This window comes from Nesterenkonia sp. AN1 (genome assembly GCF_000582475.1).
In the GTDB taxonomy this organism is placed as follows: domain Bacteria; phylum Actinomycetota; class Actinomycetes; order Actinomycetales; family Micrococcaceae; genus Nesterenkonia; species Nesterenkonia aurantiaca.
The window spans coordinates 1-15,059 of sequence record NZ_JEMO01000001.1; the positions used below are offsets into that span (position 1 = coordinate 1).

13 protein-coding genes and 3 tRNA genes are annotated in these 15,059 nt (G+C 67.9%); 10 read left to right on the forward strand and 6 right to left on the reverse strand.

Annotated elements, in window-relative coordinates:
* Positions 1 to 115 precede the first annotated feature (115 nt).
* From BG28_RS00005 to BG28_RS00015, 3 genes are all read left to right on the forward strand, one after another.
* Positions 116 to 192, forward strand: a tRNA-Pro gene (locus BG28_RS00005).
* A gap of 204 nt (positions 193 to 396) precedes the next feature.
* Entirely contained in the window at positions 397 to 1,089 is a 693-nt protein-coding gene (locus BG28_RS00010) for a hypothetical protein (RefSeq protein ID WP_036473059.1), read from the forward strand.
* Between the two features lie 121 nt (positions 1,090 to 1,210).
* Positions 1,211 to 1,747, forward strand: a complete 537-nt coding sequence (locus BG28_RS00015; RefSeq protein ID WP_051500736.1) for a TetR/AcrR family transcriptional regulator — start codon at positions 1,211 to 1,213, stop codon at positions 1,745 to 1,747.
* Here the strand turns inward: BG28_RS00015 and aceB are convergent.
* Entirely contained in the window at positions 1,737 to 3,338 is a 1,602-nt protein-coding gene (gene aceB / locus BG28_RS00020; RefSeq protein WP_036473062.1) for a malate synthase A, read from the reverse strand. The two genes, BG28_RS00015 and aceB, sit on opposite strands and share 11 nt — an antisense overlap.
* Before the next feature lie 110 nt (positions 3,339 to 3,448).
* Between aceB and BG28_RS00025 the strand changes: the two genes are divergently transcribed.
* A complete protein-coding gene (locus BG28_RS00025; RefSeq protein WP_051500737.1) occupies positions 3,449 to 4,231 on the forward strand; it encodes an IclR family transcriptional regulator in 783 nt (260 codons plus the stop codon).
* Here BG28_RS00025 and BG28_RS00030 read toward each other — a convergent pair.
* From BG28_RS00030 to BG28_RS00040, 3 genes are read right to left on the reverse strand one after another with little or no spacing between them, the layout of a single operon-like run.
* Complete coding sequence (locus BG28_RS00030; RefSeq protein ID WP_051500738.1) at positions 4,212 to 5,483, reverse strand: DUF4032 domain-containing protein; 1,272 nt, start codon at positions 5,481 to 5,483, stop codon at positions 4,212 to 4,214. The two genes, BG28_RS00025 and BG28_RS00030, sit on opposite strands and share 20 nt — an antisense overlap.
* Before the next feature lie 9 nt (positions 5,484 to 5,492).
* Positions 5,493 to 6,302, reverse strand: a complete 810-nt coding sequence (gene otsB / locus BG28_RS00035; RefSeq protein ID WP_036473064.1) for a trehalose-phosphatase — start codon at positions 6,300 to 6,302, stop codon at positions 5,493 to 5,495.
* A gap of 2 nt (positions 6,303 to 6,304) precedes the next feature.
* The gene (locus BG28_RS00040) at positions 6,305 to 7,840 is read right to left on the reverse strand and encodes a trehalose-6-phosphate synthase (RefSeq protein ID WP_036473066.1); all 1,536 of its coding nucleotides are present in this window, start codon (positions 7,838 to 7,840) and stop codon (positions 6,305 to 6,307) included.
* A gap of 210 nt (positions 7,841 to 8,050) precedes the next feature.
* On the opposite strand from BG28_RS00040, the gene BG28_RS00045 reads away from it, so the two are divergent.
* From BG28_RS00045 to BG28_RS00055, 3 genes are all read left to right on the forward strand, one after another.
* A complete protein-coding gene (locus tag BG28_RS00045) occupies positions 8,051 to 8,902 on the forward strand; it encodes a thioredoxin domain-containing protein (protein ID WP_051500739.1) in 852 nt (283 codons plus the stop codon).
* Positions 8,903 to 8,955: 53 nt separating this feature from the next.
* Positions 8,956 to 9,028 (forward strand) — tRNA-Thr (locus BG28_RS00050).
* 72 nt (positions 9,029 to 9,100) lie between these two features.
* The gene (locus BG28_RS00055) at positions 9,101 to 10,771 is read left to right on the forward strand and encodes an MDR family MFS transporter (RefSeq protein WP_084479268.1); all 1,671 of its coding nucleotides are present in this window, start codon (positions 9,101 to 9,103) and stop codon (positions 10,769 to 10,771) included.
* 129 nt (positions 10,772 to 10,900) lie between these two features.
* Here BG28_RS00055 and BG28_RS00060 read toward each other — a convergent pair whose 3' ends face one another.
* Positions 10,901 to 11,206, reverse strand: a complete 306-nt coding sequence (locus BG28_RS00060) for an AzlD domain-containing protein (RefSeq protein WP_036473068.1) — start codon at positions 11,204 to 11,206, stop codon at positions 10,901 to 10,903.
* A complete protein-coding gene (locus BG28_RS00065) occupies positions 11,203 to 11,913 on the reverse strand; it encodes an AzlC family ABC transporter permease (RefSeq protein WP_235180890.1) in 711 nt (236 codons plus the stop codon). The genes BG28_RS00060 and BG28_RS00065 overlap by 4 nt, the downstream gene beginning before the upstream one ends.
* A 121-nt stretch (positions 11,914 to 12,034) precedes the next feature.
* Here BG28_RS00065 and BG28_RS00070 point away from each other — a divergent pair, with 121 nt between their 5' ends.
* The 3 genes from BG28_RS00070 to BG28_RS00080 all read left to right on the forward strand — a co-directional run bounded on the left by BG28_RS00070 (position 12,035) and on the right by BG28_RS00080 (position 15,028).
* On the forward strand, positions 12,035 to 12,733 hold the full coding sequence (locus BG28_RS00070; protein ID WP_036473073.1) for an SDR family oxidoreductase: 699 nt from the start codon (positions 12,035 to 12,037) through the stop codon (positions 12,731 to 12,733).
* Positions 12,734 to 12,795: 62 nt separating this feature from the next.
* Positions 12,796 to 12,869, forward strand: a tRNA-Val gene (locus tag BG28_RS00075).
* A 101-nt stretch (positions 12,870 to 12,970) separates the two neighbouring features.
* A complete protein-coding gene (locus BG28_RS00080) occupies positions 12,971 to 15,028 on the forward strand; it encodes a threonine/serine exporter ThrE family protein (RefSeq protein WP_051500740.1) in 2,058 nt (685 codons plus the stop codon).
* Positions 15,029 to 15,059 lie beyond the last annotated feature (31 nt).

A 15,059-nucleotide genomic window follows, 5' to 3' on the forward strand; every position in this document is an offset into this window, starting at 1 on the left:
GACCGGGCTTGACCTGTATCCAGAGCAATTTCGCCTCTTTTGCTCGAGGGCGCAGTTCCTGGATAGGATGAACTTCTGCGCGGTGGAGGTCAACGGCCTCCGCAACGCAGGACCACGGGGTGTGGCGCAGCTTGGTAGCGCGCGTCGTTCGGGACGACGAGGTCGCAGGTTCAAATCCTGTCACCCCGACCAAAGAGAAATCAGGGCCGTTGACACTACAGCAATGTAGGGTCAGCGGCCCTGAGTCGTCTCCCCTCAAGTGCAGTCCGCGTCTTGTGTTCCAGGCGGCGGGGTTCCCCGGTCTCTGCCCGGAGCATGCGGGCTCCACTCGGCGTCCGTGCGTTCAACCCCTACCTGACCCCTCGTCCAGAGTCTGCCCATCCCCGCGATATATCCTTGAGTGATACCCAGCAGCATGAGCAGGAGGTCGTCATCGGCTCTGAACTCTCACGCGGTGAGCACCAGGGCACCGATGCCCAGCGCCGCATGCACCTCGCACTGCCCCTGCTCGCGTTCCTGCTGGGGTTCGGCCTGATGCTGCTCATCATGTTGCCCAACCTCTGGGCGCTTCTTGCCGGCACGATGGTCGGGGGTGCCGCCGCCGCGGGCACCTATGGGGCCGTGGTCGGGCGTGCGCAGAGCCGTCTGCGTCTGTCCGAGCGTCTCGATGACGATCGGGAGCGGCTGAACACAGAACTGGCGGAGATCAGTGCCACTGTGCGGAACCGGTCCGCACAGCTGCCGCCCTCGACCCAGGGGCAGCTGCGGATGATGGTGGTCGGACTTGAAGAGATCGTGGACCACTGGGACTCCCTGTCCCGCTATCCCGAACACCAGGATGCGGTGAACCGGACCATCCACCGGCACCTCCCGCGCACCCTGGAGCTGTTCCTGGGTCTGCCTGACAGCGAGAAGCCACGCCATGCGGCGGAGTTCAAGGCCCAGATCGGCCTGTTGGCCGAGGGGGTTGCCAAGACCCGTGACACTCTGGTCTCTAAGAACCTGCAGGCGCTGCAGACCAATCGGTGGCTGATCGAGGAGTCCACGACAGATCCGGATGAGAAGCTCTTCCGGGACAACGGCCTGTAGCCTCGGCTCGGCCCGGCTCACCGGTCGTGGCGCGTGCGACTGCCCAGCCCTGACCCCCCGTCCCAGACGCCCCAGCACCGTCGCCCCGATTCTCCCCTGATCCCGTGAGGACCTGACACCCTTGGCACTCTCCTTGGAGCTGATCACCGCGACTGCACGGTCGCTGCTGGTCCAGTACGGTCTCCAGGACGTCTCCATGCGTCGGTTGGCCAAGGAGCTCGACGTCGGCCCGGGGGCCCTGTACTACCACGTGGCCAGCAAGCAGGAGCTGCTGCGCAGCGTGGCTCACGAGATCCTCTCGCCGCTGCAGCACGAGCCCGGTGATGCGCTGGAGCTGATGCTGCGCTTCCGAGAGCTGGTGCTGCCGCTGCGCGATGTGGGCGATCTGCTCCTGCTGGCCTACGCCTTGGACGAGAATCTCCCACCGGCGCGACTGCTGCCTGAGCGTCTGATGGCTGAGGGTTGGCCGCAGAGCTCGGCCGAGGAGACCTCTGCGGTGGTGATGCGCTTCGCCCTGGGTGCTGTGGCGACCGAGCAGAATCAGGCCCTGCTGCAAGGCCCGGCGGCGATGCCCACTCAGGCGCCGGACGCGCGGCAGGCCACGGCGGCAGAACAGATCTACCGCCGTGGCCTGCAGAAACTGCTGATCAGGGCATGAGTTCATAGGCCGGCAGGGTGAGGAAGTCGATGTACTCCTCATCCAGGACCAGCGCGCGCACGATCCCGGCCGCAGGCTCGAAGAACTTCGAGAAGGTCTCGGCATCCTCGATCTCTCCGCGCAGCCGCTCGATCTCTTCATCGAGCAGCCGTGAGACCAGCTCTGCTGTCACTTTGACACCGGTATCGGCGGTGACGGTGCCGTTGTGGATCTGCTGCCAGACCTGAGAGCGTGAGATCTCGGCGGTCGCGGCATCCTCCATCAGGTTATGGATCGCCACGGCACCATTGCCGGAGAGCCAGATGGCGGTGTAGTAGACCGCGACGTAGAGGTTCATCCGCACCCCCGCCTCGGTCACATCGCCCTCGGCGGCGGCGACGTCGAGCAGATCCGCGGAGGAGACGTCCACGTCCTCGCGCTGCCGGCCGAGCTGGTTCGGCTTGTTCTTGAGCACCGCGTCGAACTCCTCACGGCAGAGCTCGACCAGGTCCGGGTGGGCAACCCATGATCCGTCGAACCCGTCGGCAGCTTCCCTCGACTTGTCATCGCGGACCTTCTCGATGGCCTGCGCGGTGACCTCGGGTTCACGGCGGTTGGGGATGAACGCCGCCATCCCGCCCATGGCGAAGGCGCCGCGCTTGTGGCAGGTCTTGACCAGCAACTCGGTGTAGGAGCGCATGAAGGGCTGGGTCATGGACACCTGCGCGCGGTCTGGCAGCACGAACTGCTCACCCGAGGCCCGGAAATACTTGATCAGCGAGAACAGGTAGTCCCAGCGTCCGGCGTTGAGCCCGGAGGCGTGGTCGCGCAGCTCATAGAGGATCTCTTCCATGTGGAATGCGGCGGGCAGCGTCTCGATCAGGACCGTGGCGCGGACCGTGCCGTGGGGGATCCCGAGCTTCTCCTCGGCGAAGCTGAAGACCTCGTCCCAGAGCCGAGCTTCCTTATAGTGCTCCAGCTTGGGCAGGTAGTAGAACGGTCCGCGGCCCTGTTCTGTGAGCGTCTTCGCGTTGTGGAAGAAGTGCAGCCCGAAGTCGACCAGGGCGCCGATGGTGGGAGTCCCGTCGAGCTGGAGATGCTTCTCCGGCAGGTGCCAGCCGCGTGGGCGCACCACCACTGTCGGGGTCTCGACATCCTCGCGCAGCCGATACTGCTTGCCCTCGGGGGAGGTGAACTCCAGGGTCCCCGAGGCGGCGCCGGCGAGGTTGCGCTGTGCATCGATCACGTTGAACCAGTTCGGGGCCAACGCGTCCTCCAGGCAGGCCAACCAGACCTTGGCGCCGGAGTTCAACGCGTTGATGGCCATCTTGGCCGGGGCCGCCGGGCCGGTGATCTCCACCCGGCGATCCTGCAGCGCGGCGGGGTGCTCCGCGACCGACCAGTCGGAGTCCCGCACCTGCGCGGTCTCGGCGGGGAAGTCCACGGTGCCGGAACTCGCGGCGGCCGCCTGGGCGGTGCGCCGATCCTCCAGCAGCTCGTTCCGGGTGCCGGCGAACCGGGTGTGGAGCTCTTCCAGGAAGGCCAGAGCCTCCTCGGTGAGGATCGCCTCGGTGCCCGGGACCTCGTAGGGGGCGTGGATGCTGATGCTCATGCGCTGCTCCTTTGCAGGGATGACGAACGTGGACGCTGGAGAACCCTGTGAGGCTGAAGACTATGCCTTGGTGCTCTCGCTCACACCATTCTTGGCATAGAGTTCGCATCATGGAAGCCACTGTCCGCGATGCGGACTCTCAGCGGGTGCAGGTGGTGGAACGCGCCTTCAACCTGCTCAACGTGCTGGCCGGCCTCGGCGGGTGCGCCACGGCCGGGGAGCTCAAGGCCGCGACCGGCCTGGCCGGACCTACGGTGCACCGGCTGCTGCACACCCTCACGGGCCTCGGGGTGGTGCACCAGCTCAGCGACCGGCGATACGCCCTGGGGGTGAACCTGGTGCCGCTGGGGGAGTCCGCCACCCGGCAGCTGGGCGGACCCGCCGTGCCGCAGATGCAGGCGCTGGTGGCCGAGCTGGGCGAGAGCGTGAACCTGGCGGCCATGGAGTCGGAGATGATCGTCTACATCGGCCAGGTCCCCTCGCCGCATACGATGCGGATGTTCACCGAGGTCGGGCGCCGGGCGCACCTGCACTCCACCGGCGTCGGCAAGGCGCTGCTGGCCGGAATGGACCCGGCGCGGGTTCGGGAGATCCTCACCGCCACAGGGATGCCCTCGCTGACCGAGAAGACCCTGACCCGCCCGGAGGCGCTGCTGGAGCAGCTGCCACGGATTGCCGCGCAGGGCTACGCCCTCGACGACGAGGAGCAGGAGATGGGGGTGCGCTGTCTGGCGGTCGTCGTCCCACACGGACCCTCGCCCATGGGCCTCTCGGTGTCTGGGCCGACGGGGCGGATGCATGACGGCTTCGTCCGGCACGCGGTGCCGCTGATGCGCCGCACCGCGGTGGAGATCGGGCGCCGGATGAGCCGGCTCAGCCCTCGCCGCGGTTGAGCCGGTCCAGCTGGTCGATGACGTCCCCGGGGGGATCGATCATCAGCGTCGCCTCATCGCGCAGGCCCTTGAGCTCCTCATCGATGAAGGAGGGAAGAGCCTGCTCCAGACCGATGTCGCGGTGCTCCCGCTCGGAGAGCCGCCAGCGGTGATCGATGAGCTGGTGCATGATCTCCGCGGGTTCGAGCTTATTGCGCAGCTCCTTGGGAATCTGGGAGATCAGCGGCTGAAAGACCTGCTGGGTCCACATATGGGCCGCCACCGCCTCGTCCCCGTGCGGATCGGTCTGGGCTCGGTAGGCGTCGATCGCGCCGAGCAGCCGCCGCGCCTGGTTCTCCTGCACGTCGAGTCCGGTGAGGTTCATCAGACGCCGCTGGTGGTGACCGGGGTCGACCACCTTGGGGCGCAGCAGCAGCTTGGAGTCCTCACGCACGGTGCGGATGTCGTACTCCTCGACGTCGAAGCCAAGCTCGTTGAGCCGTCGTATCCGCTCCTCGATGAGCCACTGCTGGTCCGGATTGAAGGCGGTGTCCCCGGTGAGCTCCTGCCACAGCCCCCGGTAGGCGTCGATGAACTGGTGCGAGGTCGCGATCGGGTCCACGTCCTCATCCACCATGCCGCCCTCCATGAGGTCCATCAGCTCTCCGGCGATGTTCACCTGGGCCACGTCCAGGTCGTACTCGCGCTGACCGGTGGAGAGCTTCGGGTGGATCTCACCGGTCTCGGCGTCCACGAGGTAGGCGGCGAAGGCGCCGGCGTCACGCCGGAAGAGCGTGTTGGACAGCGAGACATCGCCCCAGTAGAAGCCGATCAGGTGCAGCTCCACCATGAGCAGCGCCTGGGCGTGGATCAGCCGCAGCAGCGTCTCCTTGCGCATCATCTGGTTGAACACCGCACGGTAGGGCAGGGAGAAGCGCAGGTGCCGGGTGACCAGGGCCGGGGAGAGCTCCTCGCCCTCCGGAGTGGTGCGCCCGGTGACCTCTGCCACGGGCTTCACGCAGGGGGCGCCGAGCTTGCCCAGCTGGCGCAGCATCCGGTACTCATGCCGGGCCGCCCGCTCGGAGGTCTCCTTGACTGCGATCACAGACCCGCCCAGGTAGGCGAACCGCACGATGTGGCGGGAGATTCCGCGCGGCAGGGCGGCGATGACATCCTCGGGCCATTCCTCCAGCGGGAGGTGCCAGGGCAGATCCAGGAGCTCCTGAGGGATGGTTCCTGAGGCGGTGAGTCCGAGACCGGGGAGCGTCGTCATGAGCAGTCCTTAGGAGGTCGGGCGGGTTTCCGAGCGGGCGGCGCTGCGCTGCTGCGCGATGAGGTGCAGCACACCGGCGAGATCCTTGGGCTCAGCGATCCGGTGGCCGGCGGCGGTCTCGCCCTCGCCCACCTTGATCCCGAGATCTTCACCGTGAAGGACCGCGAAGCCGTGTTCATCGGTGACGTCATCACCGGCGAAGAGCACCGCATCCGGGGAGGTGTGCGCGCGCAGATCGGTGATCCCCTCGCCCTTGGTGGCCAGGACGACGACGGACTCCAGCACCTTCTTGCCGTTCTTCAGATAGGCGCCGTCGATCAGCGACAACGCTGCCCGGCCATGTTCGAGGACCCGTTCACCCAGCTCATCTCCCTCGACGTTGCGCACATGCAGCGCGGCGCCGGCGGGCTTGTGCTCCACCCAGGCGCCTGGGGCGTCGGCGGCCACCTCTTCCAGGGTGGAGATGATCTGTCCGCGAGCCATGGTCTCGGTGGTGCTCAGCTCCAGGCCGGGGGCGTCCTCGCCGAGGTCCTTCTCCGCACCGTGGGAGCCGATGAGCAGCGCGCCCTGCGGCGGCTGCGCCAGCTCACGCAGCGATTCCAGGGAGCGCCCGGAGACGTAGGCCACGTCGACTCCGTCGAGGCCTGCCAGGGCGGCGATGGCCGCGGCGTTCTCCGGGACCGGCCGCGCGTCGGCGGCATTCGAGACCAGTTCGGCCACACAGCCGTCGAAGTCCAGGGCGATCAGAATTTGCCGGTGATCGGCAAAGCGCTCCAGTGCGCGACGCAGGGCCTCATCCATGTCCAGTGACGGCTCCATGCTCAGCCCTTCACGCTCGGGGAGCCGGTGAGCTCGCCCAGCCGGTCCAGGAAGTCGGTGGCCCAACGGCGGACATCGTGGTGGACCACCTGACGGCGCAGATTCTCCATCCGGGCGCTGGCGTCGTCACTGTCCATGGTGGTCGCGCGCAGGATGGCGGCCTTGAGCTCGTCCACGTCATGCGGGTTGATCAGCAGCGCCTGACGCAGCTGATCGGCGGCGCCGGTGAACTCCGAGAGCACCAGCACGCCGTCGTCGCCGCGCCGTGCCGCCACGTATTCCTTGGCCACCAGGTTCATGCCGTCGCGCAGAGCGGTCACCAGCATCACATCGGCCGCCATGTAGAGCGCGACCATCTCCTCGATCGGATAGGAGTGGTGGAGGTAGCGGATGGCCGGGTGTGAGAGCGTGTCGAACTCCCCGCTGATCCGGCCCACGGTGCGTTCGATCTCCTCCTTGAGCAGCCGGTAGCTCTCCACGCCTTCGCGGGAGGGGCTCGCCACCTGGACCATGCAGACCTGGCCCACGGTCAGCGAGCCGTTCTGGAGCAGCTCCTCATAGGCCTTCATCCGGTGCCGGATGCCCTTGGTGTAGTCCAGCCGGTCCACTCCGAGCAGCACGGTCTCCGGGTTGCCCAGCTCCTCCCGGATCTTCTGGGAACGGGCGATGATGTCCTCGCGCTTGGCCAGCGCGGTGATCGTGGCAGTGTCGATGGAGATCGGGAACTCCTTGGCCTCCACCAGGCGGGCGGCTCCGCTCGGCGGGGCGCTCTTGACCCGCACCGCGGTGCCGCGGTCGGCATCGGCGTTGAAGCCGACCAGCGGGGAGCCGTGATCCGGGGCCTGGGTCTGCAGCGGCACGTGGATCATCGCGTCCTCCACGTAGTAGCCCATCCGATTGTGCACCGCCCGGCGGAAGTTCGAGGCGTCGGAGGCGCGCTGGAAGCCGATCAGGTCCGCGCCGAGCAGCCCGCGCAGCACCGAATGGCGCCAGGGCAGCTGCGCGAACAGGCCGGGAGGAGGGAAAGGGATGTGGTTGAAGAACCCGATGGTCAGATCTGGACGCAGGTCCCGCAGCATCGCAGGCACCAGCTGCAGCTGGTAGTCCTGGACCCAGACGGTGGCCTGATGGGCGGCGACTTCTGCGGTGTGCTCGGCGAAGCGCTGGTTGACGCGCCGGTAGGCCTCGAACCAGTGCCGGTGGAAGTCCGGACGGGCGATCACGTCATGGTAGAGCGGCCAGAGCGTGCCGTTGGAGAACCCCTCGTAATAATCCTCGATGTCATCGCTGCTCAATGGCACCGGGACCAGGTGCATGTCGCCGTGGTCGAAGGGCTCCAAGACGTCATCGGCGGCGCCGTGCCAACCGACCCAGGCGCCCTCGGAGCTCTCCATCAGGGGGGCGAGTGCTGTGACGAGGCCGCCGGGGGAGCGTTCCCAGCCGGTGGTCCCGTCCTCGTTCGTGACGTGGTTGACCGCCAGACGGTTGGCCACCACCACAAAGTCATAGCCGTTGCCGTTCTCGGTATTCTCTGGCACGTGACACACCTTTCATGCGTAGCTGCAGACACCCCCTGGCGACAGCGATGCCGTCGTCATGAGCCTATACCCTGGCATCGCGCCCAAGCCTGACCCTGTATCTTGAGCACTGCCGCTCTCGATCACGGCACCATCACGACCACAGCCACACCGCGATCACGGTCTGCGAATCCCACCAGGCGTGATCCAGATCAGTCACCGGAGAACACCATGGCTCGCAGCTCAGATTCCCCCCGCAGCGCCACCGCGCGCGAACAGGCCCGCAAGATCCAGCAGGAGCAGGAGCGCAAGCAGAAGCTCACCTCGGTGCTGCTGCGCGTGGGCGTCGTCGTAGTGGCCCTCGCCGTCGTCGTGGGGCTGACCCTCTTCGTGCTCAACCGCGACGACTCCGGCGCGGCGCCCAGCGAGGGCCCGGCCCCGGCTGCGGCCAATGAGCAGGGCGGGTTCGTGCTGACCTCTTCCACGGAGCTCGCGGAGGGCGACGAGCTCGGCCAGATCGATGCCTCCAATGTGGAGGACCCCGAGTCCGAGCTGCCCCCCGGCGTCGCTGAGCGTGAAGCAGGTGAGGTGCCGCACATCATCATCTACACCGACGCCTTCTGCATCCACTGCGCGAACTTCGAGGCCGAGCACTCCGCGCAGATGAACGAATGGCTCGACGAGGGCCTGGTCACGGTGGAATACCGCTCGGTCTCCTACCTGAGCTCCTCCACGAACTACCCGGCCCGGGCGGCCAATGCCTTCGCCTGCATGGCCGAGGAGTCCCCGGAGAGCTACAGCGGCTACGTCGGGCAGGTCACTGCGAACCGGGTCAACAACGACGAGATGTCCAACGACCAGCTCACCCAGCTGGCCAGCGAGAGCTTCGACGCCGACCTCGGTGAGTGCATCGAGGACGGCACCTACCGCGCCTTCGCCAGCTACACCACCCGGCACGCTCAGGCCGCCGGCATCCAGGGGACGCCGAGCGTCTACGTGGACGAGGTCTCCTGGGCCGACTCCGAGCGTCCGTTCCGCGAACTGGTCGAGGAGCACATCGAGGAATACCAGTCCGAGAGCTGACGTTGAGGAACTGATACCATCAGTGACTGGCGCCCCGCCCTGCGGGGTGCCGTGCCTCCTTAGCTCAGCTGGTAGAGCAGCTGTCTTGTAAACAGCAGGTCGTCGGTTCGAACCCGGCAGGGGGCTCTGAAAACCCCAGAGTGGTATCACCCCAGTGGTGAACCGCTCTGGGGTTCTTTAGTGTTCTATGGAGGATCCGTGCCCGCTTCACCCAATACCGTCTCACCGCAGGTGAAGGCCCAGAGTGCCGGGCCGGCGCGCGAGGACGGCAAGCTGCCTTCGGCCGACAAGCTCACCATCGGCGCGCTGCTGGTCTCCACCTTCGTGATGATCCTCAACGAGACCCTGATGAACGTGGCGCTGCAGCCCCTGATGGTCGAGTTCCAGGTCACGGAGCCGACCATCCAGTGGCTCACCACGGCCTTCATGCTCACCCTCGCCACCGTGATCCCGATCACCGGCTTCCTGATGCAGCGCTACAGCCTGCGCGCGGTCTTCACCGCCGCGATGGGCCTCTTCATCCTCGGCACCGCGCTCGCCGCGGCCGCCCCGGGCTTCGAGGTCCTGCTGGCCGGCCGGGTGGTCCAGGCCAGCGGCACCGCGATCATGCTGCCGCTGATGATGACCACCGTGCTCACCCTGGTGCCGCTGCACCGCCGTGGTGTGGTCATGGGCAACATCTCGATCGTGATCTCGGTGGCTCCGGCCACCGGACCGGCGCTCTCGGGGCTGATCCTGCATCTGGCCGACTGGCGCTGGCTGTTCCTGGTGATCCTGCCCATCGCGGTGATCGCCCTGTTCCTGGGCCGGCCGCGGTTGAACAAGGATCCCGGCACGGTCGGCAAGCGGCTCTCCATCCCCTCGCTGCTGCTGGCGGTTCCCGGATTCGGCGGCGTGGTCTACGGCATCAGCCAGATCGGCGGCGGACACGGCACCCAGGAGGTCTCTGCAGACGCAGCGCCCGGCGTGGACCCGGTGGCCATCGCCGTGCTGATCATCGGTGTGTTCTGCCTGATCGGCTTCGGGCTGCTGCAGGTGAAGCTGCAGAAGACCGACTCTGCGCTGCTGAATCTGAAGCCCTTCGCCTTCACCATGTACACCCGGGCACTGGGGATGATGCTGCTGATGATGATCGCGCTCTTCGGTGCCCTGATCCTGCTGCCGCTGTTCCTGCAGACCATCCGCGGTCTGGACACGCTGCAGACCGGCCTGATCATGCTTCCCGGCGGACTGCTGATGGCACTGATGGCTCCCTTCGTGGGGCGCCTCTACGACCGGGTGGGGCCGAAGCCGCTGGTGATCCCGGGCGCCTCGATCCTGATCATCGCGCTGTTCTGCATGAGCCTGCTCTCGCCGACCACCCCTGTGGCGATGGTGCTGAGTCTGCACCTGCTGCTCTCCTCCGGGCTTGCGCTGCTGTTCACCCCGGCCTTCACCACGGCGCTGAACCCGTTGCCCAAGGCGCTGTACTCCCACGGCACCGCCGCGCTGAACACCCTGCAGCAGCTCGCCGCGGCCATCGGCACGGCCGCGCTGGTCGCCGCCGTCGGCCTGGGCACCGCCGCCGCAGTGAACTCGGGGATGAACCCCGAGGATGCCGCCGTCGAAGGCTTCCGGGTCGCGTTCCGGCTGGCCGCGGCGTTGAGCATCGGCACGCTGATCCTGGCCACGACCCTGCGAGCCACCCCCGCTGCCGACCCCGCTGCCGACCCTGAGGTCACTGCCTCGGTCTCCCGCGGAGCCGCCCCGACGGTTGCAGACACCGACATCGAGCGGGGCGCGCAGGCCAGCTCCGAGGCCGTCGTCCCGGAGGCTGCAGACACCGATATCGAGGACCGCGCGCAGGCGGGTTCGAGCACCCCGTCCTGAGCACTGGGCGCTGAGCGCCTCAGCCCCGGCGAGCCCCGGTCGGCCTGCAGCTGCAGGCCCACCGGGGCTCGCCGCGTCTGGCTCCACAAGGGTGGCGTTTGATGCAGCTCCACCGGTGACCCGTCTGAGTCACCCCAGGGCGCGGATTCCAGCGGCGGCGCCGGCCCCGACCAGCACCACCACGATGAACGGGGCGCGCAGCAGCAGCGCGAGCGCCGCTGCCAGCAGCGCGCCGAGCCGGGCGTCTATGATCACCGACGCTTCGGCGGAGAAGGTGTTCATCGCGACCAGGGCGGCGAGCAGGCCGATGGTGAGCATCGCCGAGACCCGCCCCACGGCGGGATGGACCAACCAGCTCTGCGGCACCAGGTAGCCCAGCAGCTTGGTGGCGTAGACCGCGGCACAGGCCGCCAGCACCCAGAACCACAGGCTCATGAGCGGGCCCCCTTGGACGCGAGTCCCCACACCACGGCCACGACGGCGGCGGCCAGCACCGGGATCCCGGGCGCCAGCAGCGGCATCGTGACCGTGGTGACCAGCGCGGCCAGGACCGCCAGCGCCCAGGCGTCCAGCGACTTCAGCCGCGGCCACAGCAGCCCCAGGAACGCGGCGACGACGGCGCCGTCGAGCCCCAGCGCCTCGGGCTCGGCGATCACATCACCGAGCAGCGCGCCCAGCACCGTGGCGAGGTTCCAGAAGAGGTAACAGGCGATGCCGGCGCCCCAGAAGCCCCGGCGCCGCTCCAGCGGATCTGGGGCCGACATCGCCACTGCCGCGGACTCATCGATGGTCAGCTGCGCGGCGGCGAGCCGCTTGAACCCCCGCGGGTTCAGCAGCGCCTTCATCTGCACCGCGTAGATGGTGTTGCGCCCGCTGAGCAGCGTGGCCGCCCCCAGTGCCGCCGCCCCGGTGCCGCCCGAGGCCAGGATGCCGATGAAGGCGAACTGTGAGGCGCCGCTGAAGAGCAGCGCCGAGAGCGCCACCGTCTGCCACAGCGTCATGCCAGCCGCGGTGGAGAGTGCCCCGAAGGATACCCCGTAGAGCGAGATCGCGGTGGCGATGGACAGCCCGGTCCGCAGGGCAGGGGAGCGGCGCAGCGGCACGGGCGCAGCAGGGATCATCGGCGGGGGCGGGGCGGGCACGCCACACAGTCTAAGGAATAGTGCAGTCGCGCAGACGTTGTGAGAGGAGAGCCGCCGGAAGCACCAAGATCCGGCGGACCCCGATTTGAACAGGCAACCCCTGATCGCGAAGGAGAACACCATGGCTGAATCCCAGCGCGTCGTCATCATCGGCGGCCACGGCAAGATCGCACTGCTGGCAGCACCGAAGCTGGTCGCGGCCGGCTTCAGCGTCGAGTCCCTGATCCGGGACCCGGACCAGGCCCAGGACGTCACGGAGGCCGGCGCTGCCCCACGGGTCCTCGACATCGAGTCCGCCGACTCCGCAGAGCTGGTCGAGGCCTTCACCGGCGCGCACGCCGTCGTCTTCTCCGCCGGTGCCGGCGGCGGCGACCCCGCCCGGACCAAGGCCGTGGACCACGAGGCCGCGGTCCGCAGCATGGATGCCGCGCTCGACGCCGGAGTCTCGCGCTACGTGATGGTCTCCTATGCCCGCAGCGAGACCGACATCAACACCGTGGACCCGACGAGCTCGTTCTACCCCTACGCGCTGGCCAAGCACCAGGCGGACAGGCACCTGCGCGGCACCAGCCTGGACTACACCATCCTGGGTCCGGGCGCGCTGACCCTGGAGCCGGCCAGCCAGAAGATCACGGTGCTCGACCCGGCCACCGCCGGCGAGGTCATGTCTAACGAGGACGCCTCCAAGGACACCTCCCGGGAGAACGTCGCAGAGGTCATCACCGAGACCCTGCGCAGCGGCTCCGCCGTGCGCGCCACGGTGAACTTCCTCGACGGCGAGACCGCGATCCCGGAGGCTCTGGCTTCGGTTTCGTCCTGAGTCTGAACAGGTGGTAATCTTCTGAGGCACGTGAACGCGGAATACCGCGTGCAGGTGCCTCAGGATCTGTAGCTCAGTTGGTTAGAGCGCTCGCCTCACACGCGAGAGGTCGATGGTTCGAGTCCATTCAGATCCACTTTCTTCGCCTGCACTCCAGGCAACATCACTCACACACCCCGCTAGGCCCCGGCATCTGCCAGGGTCCTTTTGTGGTTCTGTCGCCTGCGAGGAGGGTTCGTGGCATCCGAACACACGGAACGGCACCCCACGGGGGGCTACGTCGCCGAGGCGATCGACCCGGTGCGCTCAGAGCCCAATGCCGATGTCACTCATATCCCGGTGGTCCACTCCACCCAGGAGATCCTGGACGAGACCCCCACCGGATTCGTGCAGACGCTGCGCAGCTCCTTCGCCTCCTCCTGGCACGCCTCTGCCGAAGCCGAGGCGGCGCTGGAATGGGAGGAATACGACGCCGAGGCGGTGGCGCGCGCGGCGGAGCAGGACGAGAACGAAGCGGCCCGGCACGAGTATGTCGCCGACCCCAGCTTCGAGCAGTCCTACACCACCCCGCACAGCGCGACCGAGCCCACGGACCATTACGCCTTCCCGACCACCGGTGACTGGCACCAGACCGATGCGCTGGGTCCGCAGATCCCGACCGGCCCGCAGGAGACCACGACCTCGCATGCCCAGCGGACCGGCGCGCGGCAGGAGCCGGAGAGCTCGGGACTGATCAGCCTGCCGCACAGCGCGCCTGGCGCGCCGCTGCGGCAGTCCCCGCTGAGCCACTCCCCGCGGCGCCACGCCGTGCTGCGCCCCTCCTGGCTGAAGTCCCGGCTGGGCGGCTCGGGCCGACGTGACCCCGACTTCGACCCGGCGGTCTTCGACCGCAGGCCACGCTCGCCCCAGGTGCTGCGCCGCATCATGCAGGCTGAGCGTGCGGCGACCGGGACGGTGCCGATCATCGATCGGCTCGCCGGCACCCCGTTCGAGAACCCGTATCAGGCCGAGGCGCACGTGGAGACCGACGAGCTGGCCACGATCGCCTTCGTGCTTGACCTCGGTGAGGCGCTGTTCCGCTACGGAGCCGGCGCCCTGGAGGTCGAGACCTCCATCATCGCGGTCACAGCGGCCTTCGGCATGAAGAACACCGACGCCGACATCACCAACCAGTCGATCAGCCTGAACTGGGCGCCTGACGGGAAGATCCCCTACTCCCGGGTGCGCGTGGTGCGGTCCTGGTCGAACAACTTTCGGGCGCTCGCCTCGGTGCATCAGCTGGTCACCGACATCATCTCTGGACGGCTCACGCGCAGCGACGCCGAGGCCCGGCTCCGCGAGATCATCCGGGAGCCCAAGCCCTATCCGCGCTGGATGGTGACGATCTGCGGAGCGATCTTCGCGAGCTTCTTCGCCGCATTCCTCGGTGCCCCGATACTGGACGCCTCGCTCGGCTTCGCCGCGACGATCCTGGTGCTGTGGACCGTCCGGCTGCTCGCCACCCGGCGAGTCCCGGAGTTCTTCTGCCTGGCCGCGGGTGGATTCGTCGCGACCTCCTTCGCCATGGCGGCCTTCGCGATGGAGATGCCGATCCGCCCCTCCATGGTGGTGGCCGGCGGGCTGATGATCCTGCTGCCCTCCGCGCGGATCGTCTCGGCGATCCAGGACGGGATCAACGGCTTCCCGATCACTGCGGCCGGTCGCCTGATGTCCACGATGATCGCCTTCGCAGGAATGACCTCCGGGATCATGGCCGCCGTGACCATCGCCAACATGCTCGGCGCCCCAGAGATCGACCCGGCGGTGGGTCTGACGCGGATCTATCACCCCGCGGTCCTGGTGGCGCTGGTGTTCCTCGCGGCGGTGGCCGCGGCCGTCGTCGAACAGGCGAGCTGGCGGATGCTGCTGCCCATCGGTGCGGTCTCAGCCCTGGGGTTCTGCGCGTACTACGCCGCAGAGATCATCGGGCTGGGCGAACGGGTCACCCCGGTCTTCGGCGCCGTGGTCGTCGGTGCGCTCGGCCGGGTCCTCGCCCTGCGGATGGGATCGCCCCAGCTGGTGGTCGCCGTGCCGGCGATGATGTTCATGCTGCCCGGGTTGATGGTCTTCCGCGGGATGTATCAGATCGCCATCGAGTCCACCACGGTTCGCATGATGGACGGCCTCACGGAGCTGTTCAACGCCATGATCATCGTCATGGCGATCGCTGCCGGAATCGTGCTCGGGGATGTCCTGATGCGACCGTTCACCGCCGGTCTGCAGTCTCACGAGCGTTCCCGGACCCGACGCCGCTGACCGATCTCGTACCGGTGCACCCGGCTGCCCT

Coding starts and splice junctions, on each gene's coding strand:
- BG28_RS00070 (WP_036473073.1), top strand. CDS start 12,035: ATGGCTGAATCCCAGCGCGTCGTCATCATCGGCGGCCACGGCAAGATC.
- BG28_RS00030 (WP_051500738.1), bottom strand. CDS start 5,483: ATGACGACGCTCCCCGGTCTCGGACTCACCGCCTCAGGAACCATCCCT.
- otsB (WP_036473064.1), bottom strand. CDS start 6,302: ATGGAGCCGTCACTGGACATGGATGAGGCCCTGCGTCGCGCACTGGAG.
- BG28_RS00045 (WP_051500739.1), top strand. CDS start 8,051: ATGGCTCGCAGCTCAGATTCCCCCCGCAGCGCCACCGCGCGCGAACAG.
- BG28_RS00060 (WP_036473068.1), bottom strand. CDS start 11,206: ATGAGCCTGTGGTTCTGGGTGCTGGCGGCCTGTGCCGCGGTCTACGCC.
- aceB (WP_036473062.1), bottom strand. CDS start 3,338: ATGAGCATCAGCATCCACGCCCCCTACGAGGTCCCGGGCACCGAGGCG.
- BG28_RS00025 (WP_051500737.1), top strand. CDS start 3,449: ATGGAAGCCACTGTCCGCGATGCGGACTCTCAGCGGGTGCAGGTGGTG.